This is a genomic window from Bacillus sp. PK6-16 (genome assembly GCF_056530295.1).
The window spans coordinates 2,962,539-2,984,757 of record NZ_CP096511.1; the positions used below are offsets into that span (position 1 = coordinate 2,962,539).

General features: G+C 34.2%; 23 protein-coding genes. 4 read left to right on the forward strand and 19 right to left on the reverse strand.

Annotated elements, in window-relative coordinates; genetic code table 11:
• Positions 1 to 12: 12 nt before the first annotated feature.
• On the reverse strand, positions 13 to 1,257 hold the full coding sequence (locus M1D66_RS15115; protein WP_242283904.1) for an MFS transporter: 1,245 nt from the start codon (positions 1,255 to 1,257) through the stop codon (positions 13 to 15).
• 63 nt (positions 1,258 to 1,320) lie between these two features.
• Positions 1,321 to 1,956, reverse strand: a complete 636-nt coding sequence (locus M1D66_RS15120; protein ID WP_001223576.1) for a TetR/AcrR family transcriptional regulator — start codon at positions 1,954 to 1,956, stop codon at positions 1,321 to 1,323.
• Between the two features lie 485 nt (positions 1,957 to 2,441).
• Here M1D66_RS15120 and M1D66_RS15125 point away from each other — a divergent pair, with 485 nt between their 5' ends.
• Positions 2,442 to 2,654, forward strand: coding sequence for a hypothetical protein (locus tag M1D66_RS15125; protein WP_000033159.1), 213 nt, complete (start codon positions 2,442 to 2,444; stop codon positions 2,652 to 2,654).
• An 885-nt stretch (positions 2,655 to 3,539) separates the two neighbouring features.
• On the opposite strand, the gene M1D66_RS15130 is transcribed toward M1D66_RS15125, so the two are convergent.
• From M1D66_RS15130 to M1D66_RS15145, 4 genes are all read right to left on the reverse strand, one after another.
• Complete coding sequence (locus tag M1D66_RS15130) at positions 3,540 to 3,683, reverse strand: hypothetical protein (RefSeq protein ID WP_003270556.1); 144 nt, start codon at positions 3,681 to 3,683, stop codon at positions 3,540 to 3,542.
• Positions 3,684 to 4,153: 470 nt separating this feature from the next.
• Positions 4,154 to 5,530 (reverse strand): DEAD/DEAH box helicase, encoded by a 1,377-nt coding sequence (locus M1D66_RS15135; protein ID WP_152122719.1) that lies wholly within the window; start codon positions 5,528 to 5,530, stop codon positions 4,154 to 4,156.
• Positions 5,531 to 5,603: 73 nt separating this feature from the next.
• Positions 5,604 to 5,816, reverse strand: coding sequence for a hypothetical protein (locus M1D66_RS15140; RefSeq protein ID WP_003270560.1), 213 nt, complete (start codon positions 5,814 to 5,816; stop codon positions 5,604 to 5,606).
• A 215-nt stretch (positions 5,817 to 6,031) separates the two neighbouring features.
• Positions 6,032 to 6,718 (reverse strand): MBL fold metallo-hydrolase, encoded by a 687-nt coding sequence (locus M1D66_RS15145; RefSeq protein ID WP_000691166.1) that lies wholly within the window; start codon positions 6,716 to 6,718, stop codon positions 6,032 to 6,034.
• Positions 6,719 to 6,965: 247 nt separating this feature from the next.
• Here M1D66_RS15145 and M1D66_RS15150 point away from each other — a divergent pair, with 247 nt between their 5' ends.
• Positions 6,966 to 7,295 carry a YkvA family protein gene (locus M1D66_RS15150; protein ID WP_000415083.1) on the forward strand — a complete coding sequence of 110 codons (330 nt, stop codon included), beginning with the start codon at positions 6,966 to 6,968 and terminating at the stop codon, positions 7,293 to 7,295.
• A 152-nt stretch (positions 7,296 to 7,447) separates the two neighbouring features.
• Here the strand turns inward: M1D66_RS15150 and M1D66_RS15155 are convergent, their stop codons facing one another.
• The 10 genes from M1D66_RS15155 to M1D66_RS15200 all read right to left on the reverse strand — a co-directional run bounded on the left by M1D66_RS15155 (position 7,448) and on the right by M1D66_RS15200 (position 17,034).
• Positions 7,448 to 8,683, reverse strand: a complete 1,236-nt coding sequence (locus tag M1D66_RS15155) for an MFS transporter (RefSeq protein ID WP_479831905.1) — start codon at positions 8,681 to 8,683, stop codon at positions 7,448 to 7,450.
• 210 nt (positions 8,684 to 8,893) lie between these two features.
• Entirely contained in the window at positions 8,894 to 9,364 is a 471-nt protein-coding gene (locus M1D66_RS15160; RefSeq protein WP_086386008.1) for a MarR family transcriptional regulator, read from the reverse strand.
• A gap of 223 nt (positions 9,365 to 9,587) precedes the next feature.
• Positions 9,588 to 10,589 carry a bifunctional threonine ammonia-lyase/L-serine ammonia-lyase TdcB gene (gene tdcB, locus M1D66_RS15165; protein ID WP_061661061.1) on the reverse strand — a complete coding sequence of 334 codons (1,002 nt, stop codon included), beginning with the start codon at positions 10,587 to 10,589 and terminating at the stop codon, positions 9,588 to 9,590.
• Between the two features lie 74 nt (positions 10,590 to 10,663).
• Complete coding sequence (locus M1D66_RS15170) at positions 10,664 to 12,247, reverse strand: aminotransferase class V-fold PLP-dependent enzyme (RefSeq protein ID WP_242554575.1); 1,584 nt, start codon at positions 12,245 to 12,247, stop codon at positions 10,664 to 10,666.
• 70 nt (positions 12,248 to 12,317) lie between these two features.
• Positions 12,318 to 12,866, reverse strand: a complete 549-nt coding sequence (plsY, locus tag M1D66_RS15175) for a glycerol-3-phosphate 1-O-acyltransferase PlsY (protein WP_000610870.1) — start codon at positions 12,864 to 12,866, stop codon at positions 12,318 to 12,320.
• A 137-nt stretch (positions 12,867 to 13,003) separates the two neighbouring features.
• Entirely contained in the window at positions 13,004 to 13,897 is an 894-nt protein-coding gene (locus M1D66_RS15180; RefSeq protein WP_242554576.1) for a BadF/BadG/BcrA/BcrD ATPase family protein, read from the reverse strand.
• A complete protein-coding gene (gene anmK / locus M1D66_RS15185) occupies positions 13,894 to 15,066 on the reverse strand; it encodes an anhydro-N-acetylmuramic acid kinase AnmK (protein WP_242554577.1) in 1,173 nt (390 codons plus the stop codon). The genes M1D66_RS15180 and anmK overlap by 4 nt, the downstream gene beginning before the upstream one ends.
• Before the next feature lie 22 nt (positions 15,067 to 15,088).
• Positions 15,089 to 15,355, reverse strand: coding sequence for a hypothetical protein (locus M1D66_RS15190; protein ID WP_001021963.1), 267 nt, complete (start codon positions 15,353 to 15,355; stop codon positions 15,089 to 15,091).
• Between the two features lie 78 nt (positions 15,356 to 15,433).
• On the reverse strand, positions 15,434 to 16,717 hold the full coding sequence (locus M1D66_RS15195; RefSeq protein WP_001032280.1) for a PTS sugar transporter subunit IIC: 1,284 nt from the start codon (positions 16,715 to 16,717) through the stop codon (positions 15,434 to 15,436).
• 11 nt (positions 16,718 to 16,728) lie between these two features.
• On the reverse strand, positions 16,729 to 17,034 hold the full coding sequence (locus M1D66_RS15200) for a PTS sugar transporter subunit IIB (protein WP_000865907.1): 306 nt from the start codon (positions 17,032 to 17,034) through the stop codon (positions 16,729 to 16,731).
• 226 nt (positions 17,035 to 17,260) lie between these two features.
• Between M1D66_RS15200 and M1D66_RS15205 the strand changes: the two genes are divergently transcribed.
• Positions 17,261 to 18,820 (forward strand): glycoside hydrolase family 10-like protein, encoded by a 1,560-nt coding sequence (locus tag M1D66_RS15205; RefSeq protein ID WP_242554578.1) that lies wholly within the window; start codon positions 17,261 to 17,263, stop codon positions 18,818 to 18,820.
• A 57-nt stretch (positions 18,821 to 18,877) separates the two neighbouring features.
• On the opposite strand, the gene M1D66_RS15210 is transcribed toward M1D66_RS15205, so the two are convergent.
• The 3 genes from M1D66_RS15210 to M1D66_RS15220 form a co-directional block, all read right to left on the reverse strand.
• Entirely contained in the window at positions 18,878 to 19,711 is an 834-nt protein-coding gene (locus tag M1D66_RS15210) for a DUF3974 domain-containing protein (protein WP_000008369.1), read from the reverse strand.
• A gap of 24 nt (positions 19,712 to 19,735) precedes the next feature.
• Positions 19,736 to 20,848, reverse strand: coding sequence for a toxic anion resistance protein (locus M1D66_RS15215; RefSeq protein ID WP_000137402.1), 1,113 nt, complete (start codon positions 20,846 to 20,848; stop codon positions 19,736 to 19,738).
• Positions 20,849 to 21,162: 314 nt separating this feature from the next.
• Complete coding sequence (locus M1D66_RS15220; protein WP_002094007.1) at positions 21,163 to 21,756, reverse strand: O-methyltransferase; 594 nt, start codon at positions 21,754 to 21,756, stop codon at positions 21,163 to 21,165.
• A 304-nt stretch (positions 21,757 to 22,060) separates the two neighbouring features.
• Here M1D66_RS15220 and M1D66_RS15225 point away from each other — a divergent pair, with 304 nt between their 5' ends.
• On the forward strand, positions 22,061 to 22,219 hold the full coding sequence (locus M1D66_RS15225; RefSeq protein WP_001100984.1) for a hypothetical protein: 159 nt from the start codon (positions 22,061 to 22,063) through the stop codon (positions 22,217 to 22,219).

A 22,219-nucleotide genomic window follows, 5' to 3' on the forward strand; every position in this document is an offset into this window, starting at 1 on the left:
AAGCATATGAAGCTAGTTCCCTTCATTTCTTAATATTTTCTTCGTCACCACCGCTATTATTATCATTATGAAACTTATAGCTAATATAGGTAAATAAATTTTCGTACTGAATCCTTCAAACATAAAACCATATACGACTTGCCCAATTGGTGCCATACATTGAGATACCGCTGTTATAATTGCCATTACTTTTCCTAGATTTTCATTTGGTGTTTTCTTTTGGACTACAGTAATCACATAGATGGATACAATTGTCATAATCATTGCGATTAGAAGAGAAGAAAGTATAAAGAGGATAAATGGTGGATAGTATCCTAAATTAAGAGTAAACGTTGTAACTGATAGTGCCACTGGTATAACTAATAAAGCTATGATAAGCATCCAATTATATAATGTTTTCATCTGTAACTTTTTAGCAAAGAAACCGATTGACAATGCCCCTAATATGGTTGCAAAATCAATTAATCCCATTCCAATTCCATACATCATATCGCTACTCTGCATAGTTACTCGTAATATAATAGGTCCTCCGACAACAAATAACGGTGTCAAAATTAAATTTAGTAAAGCTGCAAGTAACATAGCCTTCAAAATAAAAGGTTGCTTTAAAACACAAAGAAAACCTTCTTTCATATCTTTTACAATTGTCGGTACGATATGGCCTTCCTGTATTCTTTTTATAAATGGTATTGTAATAAACATTTGTAAAATCGCAGATAAAAAGAAAGCAAAACAACTTGTTATTACGAGCATTTTCAAACCGATTATGCCGTATAATAGTCCTCCTAGTACAGGTGCAACTATATTAGATAATGCTTGCACACCATTTACGATACCGTTCGCTTGTTCTAACTTTTTCTCTGGGACTAATTGCGGAATACTTGCCATAACAACTGGTGCGTACATTGCACTAACGACTGCTAGTAAAAACATAATTGTTCCAATCAATAAAATAGATATCGATTCAGTTAATAACAAAACTATAAAACTTAATACAATAGCAGCGTTTATAAAATCCAAAATGACCATTACATTACGGCGGTTGAAACGATCTGCTATCGCTCCGCCAAGAGGAGCTAACAAAAACGGGATACTCGTTACGGCATATAACCCTGCAAATATATCGGCACGTCCTGTTATATCTAGCACATATAAAGACAGTGCAAAACGTAATAGTGTTGAACCTAAAATAGTAATAATTTGACCACTTACCATTAAGTGAAAATCTTTCAAGGAAGATTGAATACTTGCTGGCATCCTCATCACATCCTTCATTTAGTTAGACCGACTGCCGGTCGATAATACTCAAACAGAAAATCACTATTTCTGTTTAATTAAAACTTCCATCATATAATCAAAAGATCCCTCTTTCGCTCCGACAGATGCTTCCATCATTTTGATATAAGCTTTAGCTCTGTTTATCATTTCTTCCGGTTTCCACTGGAATAAACCATCATCAAATATGACTTGTGCTGAAGAGAGTAATAATTCAATTGTTTCTTGTGGGTATGGAGTAGAAAATATGCCTTCTTCTATTCCTTGCTCTAAAACTTCCGTTAATATAGGAGATAAATGTATAATGGATTGCACTAAACTTTTCTGATGCATTTCTGCATTATTCGGTTGATGGAATTGTTCAATCATTTTTTCTTTTACATCTCCTGATTTTGGTGATTGTTCCATTAAAATTTTAAATAACTTATCTAAAACGGGGATATCGGGATTGGAGACAATCCTTTTCGCCTTAGTGACATCCTCTTTAATAATCCTCATAATGATTTCATCCATTACTTCCTCTTTCGACTTAAAATAATGATAAAACGTCCCCTTTGCTATACCTATTTCTTTTAAAATGTCATTTACGGTTGTTTTCGTATAACCTTTCTTAAGAAACAAACGCTCAGCTGTTTCTAAAATTTCCTTTCTACGCTCCTCATACTCCTTTACAATTCGCATTCAAGTTCTCCTTCCCACCTGACCGACTGTCGGTCTATTAAAATTATATGTTTAGTTTGCAAAAAGTTTCCTATTATTGTATATACAACATCCTACTTTCTATTTCCTTTATAAATTTTTATTTTTTAACGTACGCTCAATTTGTTTAAAACGTATCTCATGTTTTTTATCGTCACCTTTCATTTTAGGAAAAGAACGATGCCCTCCGCTTGATCCTATTTTTCTCGATTCTTCATCCAGACGCACAATACTTTGTAGTTTTTCAGCTCCTTCACCACAAGTCAGCGCATCTCCTTTACATCGATGACTTCAAAAAATGACATTTGATTCATACGATACGGTTCCCCCTCCGTTCAATCTATGTATTTATCAATGGAGTATTTTGTTGAGTTCCAATATGTAATATTGCATATTTCGCACTTTTAATTTTCGCACATGCGATAATTTATTTATAAAAATATAAATTATTAATAAGGGTGATTTATATGAGCAAGTTCCGAAAGAAGATGATTAAATATTTGCAAACATTTTGGGGATGCTTAGCATTTGGTGTATTAATGTTTGCTATCTTCTTAATTACGGATTTAACAGATGCATCTTTAAATACATTAGGCTGGAGAGACTGGCTAGGTTCTGTAGCAGGCGCAACCATTTTATCTGTTGGGATGTTTACTTTAAATAAATTGAATTTAAAATAAATATTCGGTCAATACTGTATGTAGGCTGTATGCCAACATTCATTTAAAGTAGTCTTCTCTGTATCTCCTTGTATTGAGCAGTTAGCTTTTGCTAGCCGCTCTTTTATTTTGTTCCGGTTCTTGCCCTATCTACTTTCCCCCAATAAGTACACATATCTATTCCCTATTGCTACAAAATGAAATCTTTATTTTGTTTTACGGATCGCTTCTTCAATTAGCCAAGATACAATATTAAAATCATTAGCTTCACCCTTTAAAGATGTTCCCTTCCAAAAGTATTCTTTCATCACTTCAAATAATTCTTCAACAGCTTCAATTCATCTCATATTCATTTTCCCTTTCTCCCAAATAACTATTTTGTTTTACTAATTAGCTGATTAATTTCACAAACACCTTTTAAACATTCCATGTTTCTTCACCTCTTGAATATTTTTCAAACAAAAATACATACTATTTTCAAGCCGCCGTTTCCACGGCTAATACCTCTTTCTTTTGTTACAGCAAAAGCAGGTAGGTTCTTCACTTATCTGCTTTCTCTGTATATTTTTTAAGAAATCGAAAATAATACCAACAAGCTGTTTGAACTAGCAGCTTCACTCTTCTCGCAATGGGGATGCAAATTATCACAATTAGCTAACTCATTGAACTCACTGGCAGACAACCAAAATCGTTGTCTGCTTTTTGTATGAGATTTTTCGTTTTACATATACTACTTTTGAACCTGCAGACCAATACGGGCCATTTTGGTGCTTGGGATTTCCCTTCCGGGGATAAGTATTTTTTACTTATCCCTTTTTTGTATAGACACGTATATTTAGGGTAAAACTAATTACAAGCAGATTTTCTGTTTATGCGTAGTTCTAAACAAGATTACTTTTTCTCCTATTAAAGGACGGCAGGTACGACTGCTAGTCCTTTTTTCTTATTTCGCATGCTGTCCCTTCTGGTAACTTCATTCTTCATTACCTTCATCATCATAGTAAGCAATTTACTAATAAGGATGGCAGTTGTGCCTCTTGAGTTCCCCATCGAACAAAAAGAACAAATTATTTTTCCAGTTTCCAACGATCGTACCCCAATACGAGTTAAATTCTTCATAAACTTCTCTTGTCCCCTTTCGATAATTGCGGAACGTGTAATGAAAATACTCGCTCACTTTAATACCTTTTCTTTCAACCAAAGTGTTCTGCCGAAATAATAGACATAATAAGTTCCGTTCTCTTTTGCTACTGCATAACATTCCCGTACCGTTTGAATATGTTACAAATTGCTTTCTCTCGATTTTTCCGCTTAAATATTTTTCATGCATAAGTTGCACTTGTTCTTGAATTGCGACATGGTAGTAATACCCTTGCTCTACTGGTTTTGGACTATAAAATTTCCTTTATAAATTTCAAATACGGTGAATGAAATTTTTGTTTTTTCTTGCCATCATCCTTGTTGTATACAAACAAAAAAAGAGCCACAATATTTTGCGACTCTTTTACAATTATAACTATTTAACGGCCACGTCTTTGCTGACCTTGCTTTGTACTACCTTTTTTATTACTTGGCTTATTAAATGATCGGTTATTTTCATTTCTAGAACTATTTCTCGAACTATTTCTTGAATCACTTCTCGAGCTATTTCTCGAATCACGTCTTGATTCACTTCTTGAACCTTCGCGGCTATCTCTTTGACGATTTTGACCTGATTTCTTTGGAACCGGCTTTGGTACCGGTTTTCCATTTTCATCTACACGTTTTATCTTCGGTTGTTCGATTATTTCTCTTTGTATTGGTGCACCAAGCGTTTTTTCAATTTCTTCTAAATGTTTTTCATCTTTCGCTGCAACGAACGTAATTGCAAGGCCTGATCCACCTGCACGTCCTGTTCGGCCAATGCGGTGAATGTAACTTTCTACATCTTCAGGGATATCAAAATTAAATACGTGCGTTACACCATCTACATCAAGTCCACGAGCTGCTACATCCGTTGCAATTAAGTACTGAATTTTAGCTTCGCGGAAACTCTTCATAACTCTTTCACGTTTCGCTTGAGGTATATCACCATGAAGTTCAGCACAATTATAACCTAGTCCTTTTAAATTATCATAAAGCTTACTTGCTCTAACCTTTGTACGACAGAAAATAACTGCTAAAAACGGCTGATCACGATCCATAACAAAACGAAGTGCATCTGGCTTTGCACGATCTGTCGTCTCAATGACACGCTGTTCAATTGTATCTACCGTTACTTCTTCACTTTGTACTTGAATCATTTGCGGCTCATCCATATAACGCTTCGCTAATTTTTTAATATCTTTTGGCATCGTTGCTGAGAATAACATCGTTTGTTTACTACCAGGTGTCTCATCTAAAATATCTTCAATATCATATAAGAAACCAAAATAAAGCATTTGATCCGCTTCATCTAATACAATCGTTGAAAGATTACTTAAATCAATTGTTTCACGGCGTATATGATCTAATAATCGTCCCGGTGTCGCTACAACAATATGTGTATTACCTTTTAATTTTCTCAACTGTTGTGCGACATCTTGCCCGCCATATATCGCTAGTACATTAATATCTTCTCTTTGAACAAGCATTTTTTTAATTTCAGTTGTAATTTGCAGGGCTAGTTCCCTTGTTGGCGCAACGATTAAAGCCTGAACATCACTACACTCTGGATCGATTTTTTCTAAAATCGGTAACACGAATGCTAACGTTTTACCCGTTCCTGTTTTCGCCTGCCCAATAATATCTTTACCTGACATAATAACTGGAATTGCCTTCTCTTGAATTGGTGTTGCTTCTGTAATTCCATTTTCACGTAATGTATGATTAAAAGTTTCACTAATTCCTAATTCTAAAAAGTTTTTCAAATAGACCACTTCTTTTCCTTATTTTTCACATTAGCTTTCATTGTACCATTTGTTTCGCTAAATATGAAAAATAAAAAAATTCTTATCTTCTTTTTTTATATTCATCCTGTACTAGATGGACAAATTCTTTTTGTTTTTTCTCAGATTTTATTAATGCTTGCATATTAGTAGAAGATAGAATGAACTTTTTAATTTTTCTATTACTCCAAATTAATCTTGTATACTTTGTATCTTCGTGTAGCCTTCGAAACCACTCAAATTCACTTAATTTTGCGATATGGTGTTTCAATTTCATGTCATTTCGAGGATAAAATAAAATAACATTTGCTATTACATCAAATCACGAACCCATCTTTTCCCCCTATACCCTTGCTCAAATTATATATATTCTTCTTTGCATATATATTTCAATTTTACCGAAATATAATGTTACTGATTTGGTTGAAATCGCAAAATATATGAACTAAAAACCCGATCTTTTCGATTTAGGAAAGACCGGTTTTCATTAGTTTATACAGTAAGCTTTCCTCCATGATAGCAATAATACTGCGCTGCTTTAAGACTTTTAATCTTATTTAATGACTCTTTTGCTTTTTCTATATCCAAACAAAAATTCGGATTAGCTATAACTAACTCTCGATTCTCTTGAACCGCTGCGTCTCCTGTAATTACACAGTCTAAATTCGGAAAATATAATGAAATATGCCCCGAAGTATGTCCTGGCGTCGCTACTATTTGACATTCATTATTCAAAATCATTTGACCATCATGTACTTTTTCATCGACGGAAATATGTTTTATATTTTTTAACTGTTGTATAAACCATTTACCAAATTCTTTTTCTTCATTTGGCATACGTTCTAGCATTTTTTCAGCTTGAGCCAACCTCTCTGATTTTATATCACCACTAATATAGTTAGATTCAATTTCACTAGCAATAATATTAATTTGAGGATATTTCAATTTGAAATCATATAAAGCCCCTAGATGATCATCATCATAATGGGTAATAATTATATTCTTTAAGTTTTTCATCTCATATCCATGTTTTAACATTGCATTTTCAATTAAAGGTAAAAAGCTTGGATATCCTGTATCGACTAACGTTAATTCATTATGTACTATAATTAAACTTGGATAAATACATTGTTTTTGCCCATTAAATTCGAATTCAATTGGTAGTTCTATTATTTTCATTTTCCTTCCCCCATACCGCTTATAAAATGCATAATAATAACTAAATCACCCACATACATCTTACAATATATATACTATGTAACGGAACACTGTGAATCGTTGCATAATCCACATTATATTATTTTGAACAGGTATTCCCCTATTTTTATGGAAATATATAATTAAGAAAAACAATAAAATTGATTAATCTCTCACTTCTTTGTCCATCCTTTTAAAAAATCTATGTTTTTGTAAAAGGAGTGTTTATATGGAGAAACAGACACTTTGGAAAAAGTTCAAAAAAAGCTCTGTAAACCTCGGTAAATCCAGCGTATATGAAAGTATTATTTTATTCTACACAATGAAAAAGAAAGAATTACCTACTAAAGCGAAATTCATAATATTAGCCGCTTTATCTTATTACGTATTAGCAATTGATTTCATTCCAGATATAGCTGCTATTATTGGGATTGGCTTATTAGATGATGTTTTAGCAATCGCTGTAGCGCATAAATACGTTATGAGACACGCAGATGCTGAAATTCGAGAGAAGAGCAAATTGAAAATGGAGTCATTATTTACTTCAGCACAAGCATAATTAAACTATCTAGTCATTTACCATGAGAGCATTGCAGAATAAATTCCTAAACAGTAAAAGAATTTCTCTTAGTCCTCAAACTGTAAACAAATAGGGTGTCAGCACTTATTCCTAAGTTCTGTCACCCTATTATTTGTTCTTATATCTATCTGTTATACAGTTGCACGTGTCCCCCTATACAAAACTGCTATTGCCGCGACTATAAGGATCACACCCATAAAAGCAGGTGCAGCATGACCAAGCGATACATAGATTTGCCCTCCAATAATAGGACCAATCATTCTTGCTAAAGCTTGAATAGATTGGCTTCCACCTTGAATCCTTCCTTGTTCACTAGAACTAACAGACTTTGAAAGCATCCCGTTGAATGAAGGCCCGAAAATTGAATCACCAAAGCCGAACATTAACATTCCGACGATAAGTAGTGGATACACCGAAAACAAAGCTGATGCTGCAATAAAACTGTAGCCTATAATCTCCGAAACCATCCCAAGAATTGCTATTTGTTTATCACTAAGCTTGATTAAAAGCTTTGGCATGATAAAACTTTGTGAAACAATGTCTTGAAAGCCCAAAATTGAAAACATAAGTCCGATTAATGCTGGTTTCCAACTGAAAGTATCCATTGTAAATTGCGTGAAAATTGCTTGTAAAGATCCGTTAGGTATCCAAATTAAAAACGCTGAGACAAGTAACCACTTTAAATTTTTCATGGAAAGTATGTTTGCTAGCTGTACAAAAGGATTTAACCTTACAAACGTAATCTCTTTCAACCTATTATTTTTTTCAAGGCTCTCAGGCATATATTTGATCCCATATACAACATTTATTAACGTTATGATTGCACCAAAATACATAGGTACAGTATCACCAAACTTGGCAAGTACCCCCCCAATGGTTGGGCCAATGATAGTTCCCGCACCTACAACTGCACTCACCCATCCAAAGTATTTCGTTCTCTGCTCTTTTGGAATGATGTCTGCAAAATATGCGAAGATAGTACTTATGCTCCCACCTGTTATACCTTCTATTATGCGTCCAGCAAATAGTACCCATAAAGCTCCTCCTATTCCCAAAACTAAGTACCCAATTGCAGAACCAAATAAGCATATTAAAAGTAATGGACGACGGCCATACTTATCGCTTAAAGCTCCGAGTACTGGTGCAGTTAAAAACACGCAGGCCGCATATACGGAAGTTAGTAGTGTAACAACTAATGCTTGTTCTTCTGAATTACTTATATATGGCTGTACTAAGAATGGAACTACAGGCATGATGATACTGAAACCTATACCACAAAGAAATACAGACATAAGTCCGAATAGTAAAGCATGTTTATCTATGTTTTTTTCAGTTTCCCTTTCATTTTGTGATCTAAATATAGACATTTAACTTCTCTCCTCAAAACATTTTGTTGCTGTGTCAACAAAATGATAACTCTGTTTTGTTGATTAGTCAACAAAAATAACATGATAAAAAAGCAGCCTATTCTCATTAGAGTAAGGCTGCCCGTAAAAGCCCGATTGGTGAGGGCTGATAATCAGTAGAGATGAAGAAAACCCCCACTGATTAATGTTTCACTTTATTATTAAAATGTATTACGATTTAATATGTACACCTTGTTTCTTTATTTCTGCATCCAAATGTCTACTATACTTTTCCACGAAACGAATTATACTGTCGAATTCTTCTTCAGTTACTTGCTCAAATACAGCTTTATCCCGCTCTTGAAACTCTTTGTGCAGATTTTCATGGATTTTATAAATTTCTTTCCCTTGTTCGGTAAGCCTAAAATAAATTTCTTTCTTATTTTCTGACTTTTGGTAGCTTTCAATAAGGCCTTTTTGTATGAGTTTCTTAGTCATTCTACTTATAGCACCGCGAGTCACATAAAAAGCCTCTGCGAGTTGTGTCACGTTAGAATCTGCATTGTTTTCAATATATTCAATGCAGTGAACTTCAGAAGACTTAAAACCTTTAAGACCTTCTTCCATCTTATCTTTATTAAGCCAAACCAGCTTATTATATAATTCCCTGAAACCGTTCATGACCTGTTCTTCTTTATTCATGACCTGCCCTCCTCACCGCTCATTAGCACATTAAAACTATTATATTAAATTTCTGCTTATGTTTCGACAATATTGAAATAATTATTGTAACGTTCAAGATATGTGTAAAAATTGGCGCTTAAATAAAACAATTCATTAAACAGCAAAATTATTGCTACTTACAGTAAACGGTAGACAAAAAGTAAGAGCTAAGATCATTTCTCTTAGCTCTTCTTTTATAAAACTATTTCACTTCATTAGCGACAAAAAAGTGCTCACATACACTTGATATGCGCTGTAAGTCCACGTTCCCACCGGATATAACAGCTACTACTTTTTTCCCTTTTATATAACTATCAACTTTTCCTGCAAGAAGTGCAGCAGTTGCTAATGCACCTGCACCTTCTACAACAGCTTTCCCACGTTGTAATAAATCTTTCATCGCTACTTCCAGTTCTTTTTCTGATACAGTTACAATATCATCTACTAATTCTTTTACAATTTCAAATGTTAATTCCCCTGGTATTTTAACTGCGCAACCATCTGCAATAGTAGGTGCCTCATAATGTTCTACGATTGCTCCTTTATCGTAAGATGCCTTCATTCCATGAACATTATCTGCTTGGACACCAATTATATTAATCGATGGATTAAAAGATTTTAATGCTACAGAAATACCAGAAATAATTCCGCCTCCACCTATTGGTACAATAACAGTATCTACATCCCACATATCATCAAGAATATCTAATCCAATTGTACCTTGACCAGCCATTACCTCTACATCATCATATGGATGTAAGTATGTCTCACCTGTTTCCCTTATAATTTCTTCACATTTTGCCTTTGCATCATCAAAGGTTTCACCATGTAAAATCACTTCAGATCCATATCCTCTAGTTGCTTCCACTTTCGCCTGCGGTGCAGAAATTGGCATAACAATTTTACTCTTAATACCGAGTAAATGAGCAGATAATGCAACTCCTTGTGCATGATTACCTGCTGAACATGCAATTACACCTTTTTCTTTTTCTTGATCCGTGAGCCGCGACATTTTATTAAATGCGCCACGGAATTTAAAAGAACCCGTTAATTGCATATTTTCTAATTTCAAATGAATTTCTCCGCCCGTTTTACTAGTCAAGTAAAAAGATTTTACTAATGGCGTTTTACGAGCATTTCTATCTAGAATCTTGTGAGCTTTTTTAATATCGTCTATATGTAATGGTAGTTTTCTAGTTATCATACTTACACCTCTTCCAATGTTCTATTCCTAAGTTTTCGTAAGTCGTAGCTCCTTTATACGAAAAGAAAAAGTCTTTATATATGTACCCCACTCTGAAATAAACACATTTGCAAACAATTTAACATCCTCTTCATGTCGCGTTCTTTATAATGATTTAAACATGCAATTTGGATCCAATTATTCTTTTGTAAATAAGATGACTCATAATGAACGATGTATCCTTGTAATGCTAATGTATCGCCTACTACTTTAGAAGAATAATCTTCGCTCAATACAATAGTAAGTATAATTGGCGCGGCATGTTCTTTAGGTGAAACAAGCCTTAAACCCATATCAGTAATAACTTCTTCAACATAATCATATGTCTCTTTAATTTTTACAAATGCCTTTTCATCTTCAAATCTCTTCAAAGCTTCTTGCAATGCATAAATTAAATTCCATGATTGTGAGTATGGAATACTTTCATTTTCTTCATACATGCCAATGTCCATATAGGCCGGCACAGCCTCGTTTATTTTTACAATGTGGTTATGAAAAACGAAAGAAATTCCTGTATATGATTTAATCGCTTTACCGCTAACACCACTTGCAAAATACACATCCTTCAAGTCTAATGGTATTGCTCCAATTGAGCTTATGCAATCTACACACAGTTTCATTTGATTCTCGTTACAAAGAGTATTTAGCTCGTTTAAATCGTTTAACATTCCAGTAGATGTTTCATGATGAACAAACCAAATCCATTCATAATTTCCAGTTGTCATAATTTCTTCTAATTCGGTATAAATAAATGGATCTCCCATTTCCTTTTTATAAGTATCAAAATGTAACCGTGCTCGTTTTGCATGTCCAACTAATCTATTACCAAATTCCCCATTTGTTAATACTAGTCCTTTCCCTTTTAAAGAACGTAACTGTAAAGCAATCGCATCATTTGCTAACGTCCCTGTTCCTAACATAAGCTGTACATGTTTTGCTTTTGTCATGTGAAGTAACCGTTTTTTCACATTGTCCATCATCACTTGAAATGACTTAGAGCGATGGGAAATAGGTCGCGTAGAAAATGCCTTTCGAACGTTCTCTTCAATATCTACTGGACCAGGTAAAAACGTATATTCTTTCGTCATAATCCCCCCAATACTCGACTCTTCAAACATAGCAGGGGTAACATACATTGGCTGGAAGGCTGCTTCTTCTGTACCAACTAACGTATGGAAAGATTCGAATCCCATTTGCTCATATAAAGCTAGTTCACGTGTTGTTGCAGAAATGAGTGCTAATTCATATCCATTTAGAAGCAAATAACGATGTAGAAAACGAATTAATCCTAACAACGCTCTTCCATTTCTATATTCACGTTCTACTGAAAGTAAACGAATTTCATACACTTTTTCTCCATGCTCTTGCAAATAAATATCTAAATTTGAAATTTTATAATCTAACGAGAATGGTCGTTTTCCCCGCACTGCGACCATACCTACTAATCTATCCTCATCTAAACAAATTAAATATGTATTTTCTTTATGAAACCGATCTATACGAAACCGTTCTTTCGTTTCTTCATGTTGTGGTATCTCTTCTACAAAAGTTTTATAATTCAATTTATGTATACTTTCAAATTCCCAATCTTGATCAGCAACTTTATAAATTAACCCCATGCCTTATCTCCTTTATCTATTTAATAAAAAATGATAAGTGGAGATTATCCCCACTTATTAAACACTCATTTTATTCTCGATTTACATATAGAATAAGTACAATAATTATTCCACTTAATATAGTGGTAACAATAGAATAAGAATAAAGAATCATACAAATTGGTAAACAAGCAATCGTAATTAGTCCTGGCTTCGTAAACCCTTTAAATATTAAATAAAATACAATAAAAATGCCTAAGAGGGTAAGCGCTATCAAATAATCAAATGCGATTAGTCCTCCTATAAATGTTGAAATACCTTTACCGCCCTTGCCTTTAAATAAAACTGGATAAATATGTCCAATAATAACGGCCAATAATGTTAACATTACGAATGTAGGATCTTCAAAAAGATATTTTGCTACAGCAACAACGATTGCCCCTTTAATTGCATCACCTAAAAATGTAGCGATGAAATACCCTTTTCCATATACGCGCCCCATATTTCTTGCGCCAGGATTTCCGCTTCCTTCATCCCTAATATCAACGTTATGTCTCAATTTTGTTACTATATAAGCGGTCAATATGTTTCCAATTAAATAAGAAGCCACCAAATATAAAAACTGCATACTATTAATCATGTAATCATTCACTTTCTACATGGGAATACATATACAATATTCAATTACTACGTATATTGTACGTTTTTAACATACATCCCTTTATACATTTTAACATCATATTTTTACAAATCATACAAAAATTCTCATACCTATTTTTAAAAATATATATCCCTCATTAAATAATATGTTCCTTTCACTGCCATTTCTGCTTGTGATACGAATGTAATTTCTTTCATACTTTCTTCACAGCATTTCTTAAATACAGCAAATATTTCAGGAACTAAACGCAATATACTGCCACTTGCTGCAATTGGCGTTGAGTGCTTAAAGTTCAACTTGTTATAAACATTTACTGTAATCCTTGCTAATTCCTTTCCAGCTTGCATCATAATTTCATGCGCATCATCATTGCCATCTCTCGCTTCCTGAATAACTAATGGGGCGATTGCTGCAATTTTATCTTTAGAAGAAGTATATACTAAGCTTTTTATATGAGACGGTGTCAAAAGTTGAAACTGCCTTTGAATATTCAAACTCAATGGACAAAGACTGATTCCTTGATCGAACTGAATTGCCATTTTCTTTAAAGCTTGTAATGCAATCCAATATCCGCTCCCCTCATCTCCTAAAATATGTCCCCATCCACCGCTATACTGATATACTTCTCCTTTCTTTCCTATACAAATTGCACCTGTACCACCTATAGTTAATATTCCATCCTTACCTTTTAAAGCAGCTGCATGTGCGATCATTGCATCATTAAAAATTTCAATTTTTGTTCCGTATTTCTTTTTTAAACGTAATGTTAATTCATTTGTATTCGCTCCGCTTATACCAGCTAATCCTAAACAAACACAAACGCAATGCCCATTTATTAAACTCTTCTGGCATTGATTAATTGCTTCCATAATATGCACAAGAGCTTCTTCAAAATCTATTAATATGTTTCCAAAACCACTGGTAGCTCTTACAAGTTCATTTCCCTCTTTATCAAATGCAATTGCCTCGGTCTTCGTTCCCCCGCCATCTACTCCAATCATATACTTCATATATTCGCCTCATTTTCATCTGCGTATGGAGGGAATGTTATATTCCCTAAAATTACGGAATTCTTAGCACCTGTTGCGCTCGGCACATTACTCGGATTACGATGATACGTTTCGTTTGCTAAAATAGCAAATGCAATTGCTTCTTTCGCTGCTGAAGAATGACCAATATCTTCTTGTATACATATGCTACATTTCTCTTCTCTTAATCCATTCCGTAACATTTCAACAAGTGTATTATTATAACTTCCACCACCACCTAAAATCACCTCATCAATTTCATAATACGGCAAAATAAACGCCTTATAATGATGAACAATTGAACATGCTGTAAACATCGTGACAGTTGCCAATATATTTTCTTTACTATGCTTTTTAAATCGATTCAATAATTCAGTCACAAACGCTTCTCCAAACTGTTCTCTACCTGTTGATTTTGGTGGTTTCATGTTCAAAAATGGATGGTTCATACAGTATGTTAAAATTTCATCTACAACTACCCCCTGCTTTGCAATCCAACCATTTTGATCATATGGTACATGAAATAATCTTTGACATACTTCATCGATTACCATGTTGCCTGGTCCAGTATCGAAAGCAATAACACTCTCTTTACTTCGTTTACTTGGAACCACTGTAACATTACCAATTCCACCAATATTTTGTAGTAGTCTATTTTTAGTTTGATGCCGATATAAAATAATCTCTGAATATGGTACAAGTGGTGCACCTTGTCCCCCTGCCGCCATGTCCATCGTTCGGAAATTCGAGATAACCGTCGTGTTCGTTTCATATGCTATTACTGCTGGTTCCCCAATTTGCAATGTTGAAGAAATAATATTCCCTTCTTGCTTTGGCTGATGATAAATCGTTTGTCCGTGAGAGCCTATTAAATCTAATTGTCTCAAAGGAAAATTGGCTTCTTTACAAACTTCCTTTACAGCATTGGCGAAGCATAAACCAAGTTTAAAATTTAAACTACATATAAGTTGGACATTCGAAGTTTCAATTGATAACGCTTGTTGGATCTCATTTTTCATATCATTACAAAATGGAACAGTAGTAAAATGGATGAGTTCGATTTTAGAATCTACACCACTTCCTTCTATATGAACGAGCGCTACATCTATTCCATCTAATGAAGTACCAGACATTATCCCTGCAATATACATAACGTGCATGACCTCCTATTTACTAAAAAACAATCATGTAAGTAACGAACGTACAACCAATCGAAAACAATATAAATCTAAAAAACAACTGAGCTTTCGATGCAAACGATCCATCAATGAAAGAAACAACTACCGTAAGCAAAACGCTTGCCGCAATACTTGTAACAAGCCAGATACTATGCATTTGTGATAGATTTAGCATGCCTAATAAAGGGACAAAAAGTAAATTTGCACAAATCACTCCAAATAATAATAAAAATACGCCTTTATAACTAAATTTTATATTCATTCTATTTCCCCCTTTCTAGTTTTAATGTGAAAGAAGTGATAGACAAAAAGTCTATCACTCAAAATAACAGCGTGCAGATTAAGGATTAACAGATTCCCCGTCACCATTTTTTTCAATTTCAAGCATATTTTTGTCGTACATTTTAAAGAATGGTAAATAAATAAGGAACGATATTGCTATATTTATAAAAACTAATACAATCGCACGCCAATCTCCACCTGTTGCTAAATATGCACCAATTGGAGCAGGTAGTGTCCATGGCGGCATAATATGCGTTGGTGTTACAAATCCCATCGCAGTTGCTGAATATGCAACAGTTGCTGTTACAAGTGGTGTAATGATAAATGGGATAATTAAAATTGGATTTAGTACAATCGGTAATCCGAATATGACTGGTTCATTAATATTAAAAATACCCGGAACAATACAAGTTCTTGATAATGCTTTCGAATATTTCGATCGACCAAATACAATCATAGCTAATACAAGCCCTAACGTCGCACCAGAACCGCCAATCCATATAAACCATTGATATAACGGCTCTGGTGAAATAAATGGCAACTGATCTGCTCCACTAGCAACTGCTTCACCATTTTTCCCTAGGTATACTTCCCATAATGGCCGAGCAACAGTTCCAACAACCGACACACCATGGATTCCGAATGACCAAAAAAACGTAATTAAAAACACTGGAATCATTACACCGAAGTAACTATCCCCAGCTTTTACTAATGGTGCTGCTAATTTATCAACAACATGGTGTAAATCAATGCTAAAAACGACAGTTACTAGACTCATTATAATAATAACGAATGCTGCAGGTATAAGTGCTTCAAATGAACGCGATACAGATGGCGGTACTTGTTCTGGCATTTTAATCATTACATTTTTCTTCTTACAAAACCTTAAAATCTCTACGGATAAAATAGAAACAATCATCGTCACAAATAATCCATGACCTCCGAGATTTGTCATCGGAAGCATGAATCCTTTTTTATCAATTAACTCAGGCGTTAATGTTAAAAGTAGTGAACATACCGCGAGCTGTGCTCCTGATAAAGCATCTAATTTATAACTTTTCGCTAAATTATATCCTATTCCAAATGCGATATATAAGGACATAATAAACATGGTTAAACGATATGGTATCAATATACTTGTTTGATTCTTTAATGCCCAAACTGATATAAAACTATCTTTCGGCAGTGGTGGAAATGCTACTATTAAAAAGAAGCTTCCTACTATAATAAATGGTAACGCCGAAATAACTCCATCACGGATTGCTTGTAAATGTCTCTGCTCAGAAAGCCTTGCCATCGGTCCAGATAAGTTTTTATCAAGAAACGTGACAAACTTATTCATAACGTTTCCCCCTAACTGATTAATTCATTTACAGTTTTTAATAAAGTCGGGCCGCCAAGCGGTGTGTATGCTTGCGGCGGTATGATGCCACACGGAATAGATTCCTCCTCTGCAAACTTTTTTACAGAGTCAAATCGGTGTCTTATTTGAGGTGCCACCATTACGACATCCCAGCCATTCTTTACTTCTTCCTCTACCTCATTCGTTCCAATTGCATGCACTTCCATGTTCACACCATTTTTCTCCGCTTCTTTTTTTAAAGCGTTTACAACAATTGCACTGGACATTCCTCCAGAACAGACGAACAAAACTTTCATTTATTAATCCTCCTATACTTATAATTTATTACCCTTCAAATGAAAGGAAGTTTCACTTTACTAACAAGCATATGAAGTAGTAAATGAATTTAGTTATAATGAAAGTAAATTTCATTAAAAATATTTCTCCTATTAAATTAATGTTTCAATATGCAATTTTCTCTATTGCAAGGTCAACCTCGCCTCAGATATTATTTTAAATAATCAATGATAGGGAGGCTTATAAATGATCGTTAAACGTTTATTAATGATATGTTGTATCGTTATCTTGTTCATCCCTTTCTCTTTCATTCCCCCTCACTCTACTTATGCTGAAGTAAATACTACGTACAAAAAACATGAATTACGTGCTGTATGGATCGCATCAGTTCTGAATATTGATTGGCCCTCAAAAACTGGCTTACCTATTGAAAAACAGAAGCAAGAATTTATAAGATTATTAGACGATGTAAAAAGCACTGGTATGAATGCAGTTGTTGTACAAATTAAACCAACCGCTGATGCTTTCTATCCTTCAAATTACGGTCCTTGGTCTGAATACATTACAGGAACACAAGGAAAAGATCCTGGTTATGACCCGCTCGCATTTATGATTGAAGAAACTCATAAAAGAAATATAGAATTCCACGCTTGGATTAACCCATACCGAATAACGATGAATCACACCGATATAAATCGATTATCAAATAATCACCCTGCAAGGCAACATCCCGATTGGGTTGTCCCTTATGGCGGAAAGTTATATTACAATCCCGGTATTCCGGAAGTGAAAAAATTTATAACAGAAGGCGCTTTAGAAATCGTACAAAATTACGATATTGATGCGCTGCATATGGATGATTATTTTTACCCATATAAAGTAGCCGGTGAAGAATTTCCAGATCAGAAAACGTACGAAACATATAATAATGGTAGATTTACAAATATAGAAGATTGGCGACGTAACAATGTAAATGAACTTGTAAAAGATTTAAATACTGCTATAAAACAAGAAAAATCATATGTAAAGTTTGGTATTAGTCCGTTCGGCGTATGGCGAAATATAGCTGACGATCCCACTGGCTCTAACACAACCGCAGGCCAAAGAAACTATGATGACCTTTATGCTGACACACGTGAGTGGATACAAAAAGGATATATTGACTACATTACACCGCAAATATATTGGAATATAGGTTTCACCCCAGCTGCATATGACATATTAGTAGATTGGTGGGTTAAAGAAACAAATAACAAACCGATTCACCTATACATTGGTCAAGCGGCCTATAAAATTAATAATAACTCCGTCCCTGCTTGGTCTGATCCAGAAGAATATCCAAAACAAATTGCATTAAACCGGCTATATCCTGATATAAAAGGTAGTATGCATTTTAGCTTAAAAGATATTAATAACAATCCACTCGGAGTTAAAGATAGACTTTCAAAAAACATATATAAACATCCTGCATTAATCCCGCCTATGCCTTGGCTTGATCATGATCCACCAAAACAACCGACTTTAAAAGGCGTCATTCCAAGAGATGAAGGTATTGCAATCGGTATCATTGACAATAGAGATAATGATTCTGCTTATTACGCTATTTACCGCGTGAATGGGAAAAATGAAGTGGATATACAAAATCCCAAAAATTTACTTACTACTGTAAGAAAAACAAAACTTGGAGAAATTTATGTAGATAAAACCGCTATTTCCGGAGAAACGTATACCTATGTCGTAACTGCAGTTGATCGATTGCATAATGAAAGTGTGGCTTCTAGTCATACTACCGTTAGTGCAAAATAAAACCTCATAAAAAAAGCGCCTTAAAGCTGTGATACTTAGCTTTTAAGGCGCTTTTTGTTATTTATTCTTAAACTTCTCAGTCGCTGCCCTCATCTTCACATTTAAATCGTGATCAATCGAGTCGCGAATATCTCGCTCTACTACTTCCATTTCTTTTTTGAAATTTTCCAAGTAGATCTTCAGTTCTTCTTCCTTCTCTGGTCTTTGTGAAGGTGGTAATTGTACTACCAACGATAACATGGCCGTTAAATCTTTCATTAAGAATGTTTCAAGTTTATGTTGTTGTTCAAACATGCGTTGCTCTTGATAGTACGGAAGTGCATTTAATACCGAAATTGTAATATCATCAACCGTTCTTTGTAATGAAGGATTTATTGAGCGTTTATACGCTTGAATTGTATTTAATGCGTCTGGATAACGGTCATAAAAATACAATTTGTAAAATGATAAGTCTGTCGGTTTTACAGTTTGCTGCGCTTCTTGTCTTAAGAAATCTTTCACTTTCATCGCAGCCACATCAATATCTTCATTCGTAAGCTTTTTCGTAGTTTTTGCCATTACATGCACTTTTTTCTGCTTTTCTTTCGGTAACATCGAGAAGACTTGCTCTCTCGTACGTTGACCTGATGCACAAAATAGAGTATTTAATGTATTTTGTTCTTTCTTTCCTTCGGTGCGAATCCAGCGATAAAACAGTGGATGTTGTGTAAATTCTTGTAGAAACGGTATTGATTTGTTTGATATCTTATCTAAAGAATCTTGCGCTCTTTTATATGGCTTCGTCCATGAAAAATACAGTTTCCGCCCGAAGTATACGACTAAAACAACGACAGTAAATGCTATTAAAAGCAATGTACCGAGTAGTAATAGTACTGTTTGAATGAAACTCATTTGTTCACCTCCTCTAATAATCCGTTATTTCCTTGGACGCTGAATGAGTTTCTGCTTCATCTCATCATTAAATGTGTCTAGTTCAATAACGAACTTCTTACTTGACTCGATAATACGTTCTGACGATTTTTCAGATGCTTCAATTGCAGCGAACACATTTTGGAATGATTCACGTAATTTATCCATGCTAATAGCAGGGTTTTCAAGCAATTTCGTCGTTTCTTCTGTATTTTGTTTTAACGCTTGAGAATTACTTAATACCATCGATTCAATTGCTTCATTCGTCGCATTTACGGCATCAATTGTTTTACGTTGATTCGTTAATGCAAGCTGAATAGCAGCTGAAACTGTTACAACGTTTTGCGTCATCGTAATTGCATTACGTATCGCCTCTGTTAATTTTTCATTATTTTTCTTAATGATGTCTACAGAAGCTATAGATTGTAATAATACACTTTTCGCTTGCTGCATATTACGTGTACGTACAAGTATCTTTTCTAATGCATCGTTAATTAACGGAATATCCCTTTGACGCTCTGGGTTTTGTTTCTCAGCTTCAAGCATGCCAGCAAGCTTTTTCCCTAAGTATACTTGTTTATCAAGCGCATGAATTTTATCGTGCGATTGTTCTTTTAACATTTCAAGACCAACTGTATCCTCTTGTAAGTTATCACGACCAATTAGAAGGGATCTAATAATTTCCTCAATTTGCTTATCTATAGATTGATATTTATGCACGTATGTTTCAAGTGGATTTTTCTTAAATACTTTAAACATAATTTTCTTCATACCACTTGCTTTTAATGAATTCGGATCAAGCTCTGATACTACTTTGCGTAATTCTAACAATGTATTTGGAATTTCTTCATTCTTTCCATTCATCATCGCTGTTACAGGGCGTTTTAATGCTGATAACGTTTGTCCTGCTGCTTGTTGTTCTTTATCCCCCAAATCTCCTAGCTGCGACAATACTTTTGATAAATCTGTATTTTGCTCGCTATTTAACTTTTGTACATAAAGATCGGCTTCTTTATTTAATTCATCAAGTTCTTCATCTTTTATAACTGTATCAACCACTACTTCTACATTATTATCTTTCACAATGGATACAGGTTCTTTTTTCTCAAGTTCAGTCAACAAAATCGCTCCTTTATTTATATGTGCGAATTTATATGCACTATATTTCATCAATTATATCGTATTTCATACACATTCTGATTGCTTGAAATCGATTTTTTTAGAAATGTCTGTTTATGCAGTCATTCCCTGTTTCTTACTATAAGTATACCTGTAATCAACATAATTTTCCTCAGACTTAAGACCTAGAGAACTACATGCTGAAGGCGGATTCTTCATATATTTCCTAAATAATTTACGTTCTTTTAATCGTGCTACACTCAATCTTTTGACATTCACCCGTTTTCAATGTGATAATTCTATTACACTCACTTCTATTTATTTTTGCGAGCTACAAATGCTCCCTTTTGAAACGCTAATAACACTGTTTCAAACGTATCATCTTCTTCAATCATTTTTATAAACTCATCTAATTCACTTGCATGAGAAGTTGCATTATCAACAACAAGAAAACCTTTTGGCTGTAACATACGTTTTATATGCTCAAACCACCACATGTATTGCGTGCGCTCTGAATCTAGGAAAATAAAATCAAATGAATGATCTAATTGGGAATCTAAAAATGCCCCTGCTTCTTGATTATGAATATCAATTCTTTGTAACAGGTTTGCCTTTTCAAAATTGACAAGTGCCTCTCCAACTCGTTCTGAAGAAAGCTCTACAGTTGTTACATTTCCATTTGTTTCTTCTACCGCATTAGCCAACCACAATGTAGAATAACCATTAGAAGTTCCAATTTCTAAGATATTTTTTGCATTACACCCTTTTACTAAAATTGATAAAAATTGCCCCATCTCACGAGAAACATTCCGTAATTTTTCTTCCCTTGTTTTTTTATTTCGATCATGCTCTTCTCCATATTGTTCAAGTTGAAGTAATAATGAATCTACTGTATCCATTCTTTTCATCGCCTTTCCAAGCAATATGATGAAAAAGCTCTTGCTGCCCGTCTACTTTTTATTATATGCGAAACAAAAACCTTTTTCCTGTTATATGACAAAGATTTATAATTTTTTATAGCATATTGTTTCGTTTTTTGGTAAAGTTAATTTCTACGTGCAATTATTCCATTCATATTATTTCATATTAAAATTGCAGTTATTAAATTATATAAACCCCATTTAAATGAATCGGTATTTCAAATTCAATTAAGCGCCCTTTTCGGACGCATTTTCTTTGTTTATATATTTCCAGAAGAAAGGATGCTTACAAATGAACGTGATTAGCTTAGATGCTGCTCGAAAACGAAAGCAGCATAAAAAATTAATGATTACTATACCGATTATTACACGTATTTATGAAGAAGACGGGGAAATTAAATTTGAGGTAGCTGGCGAAAAAGATGTACCTCTTGAAATGTTAGAAAAATAA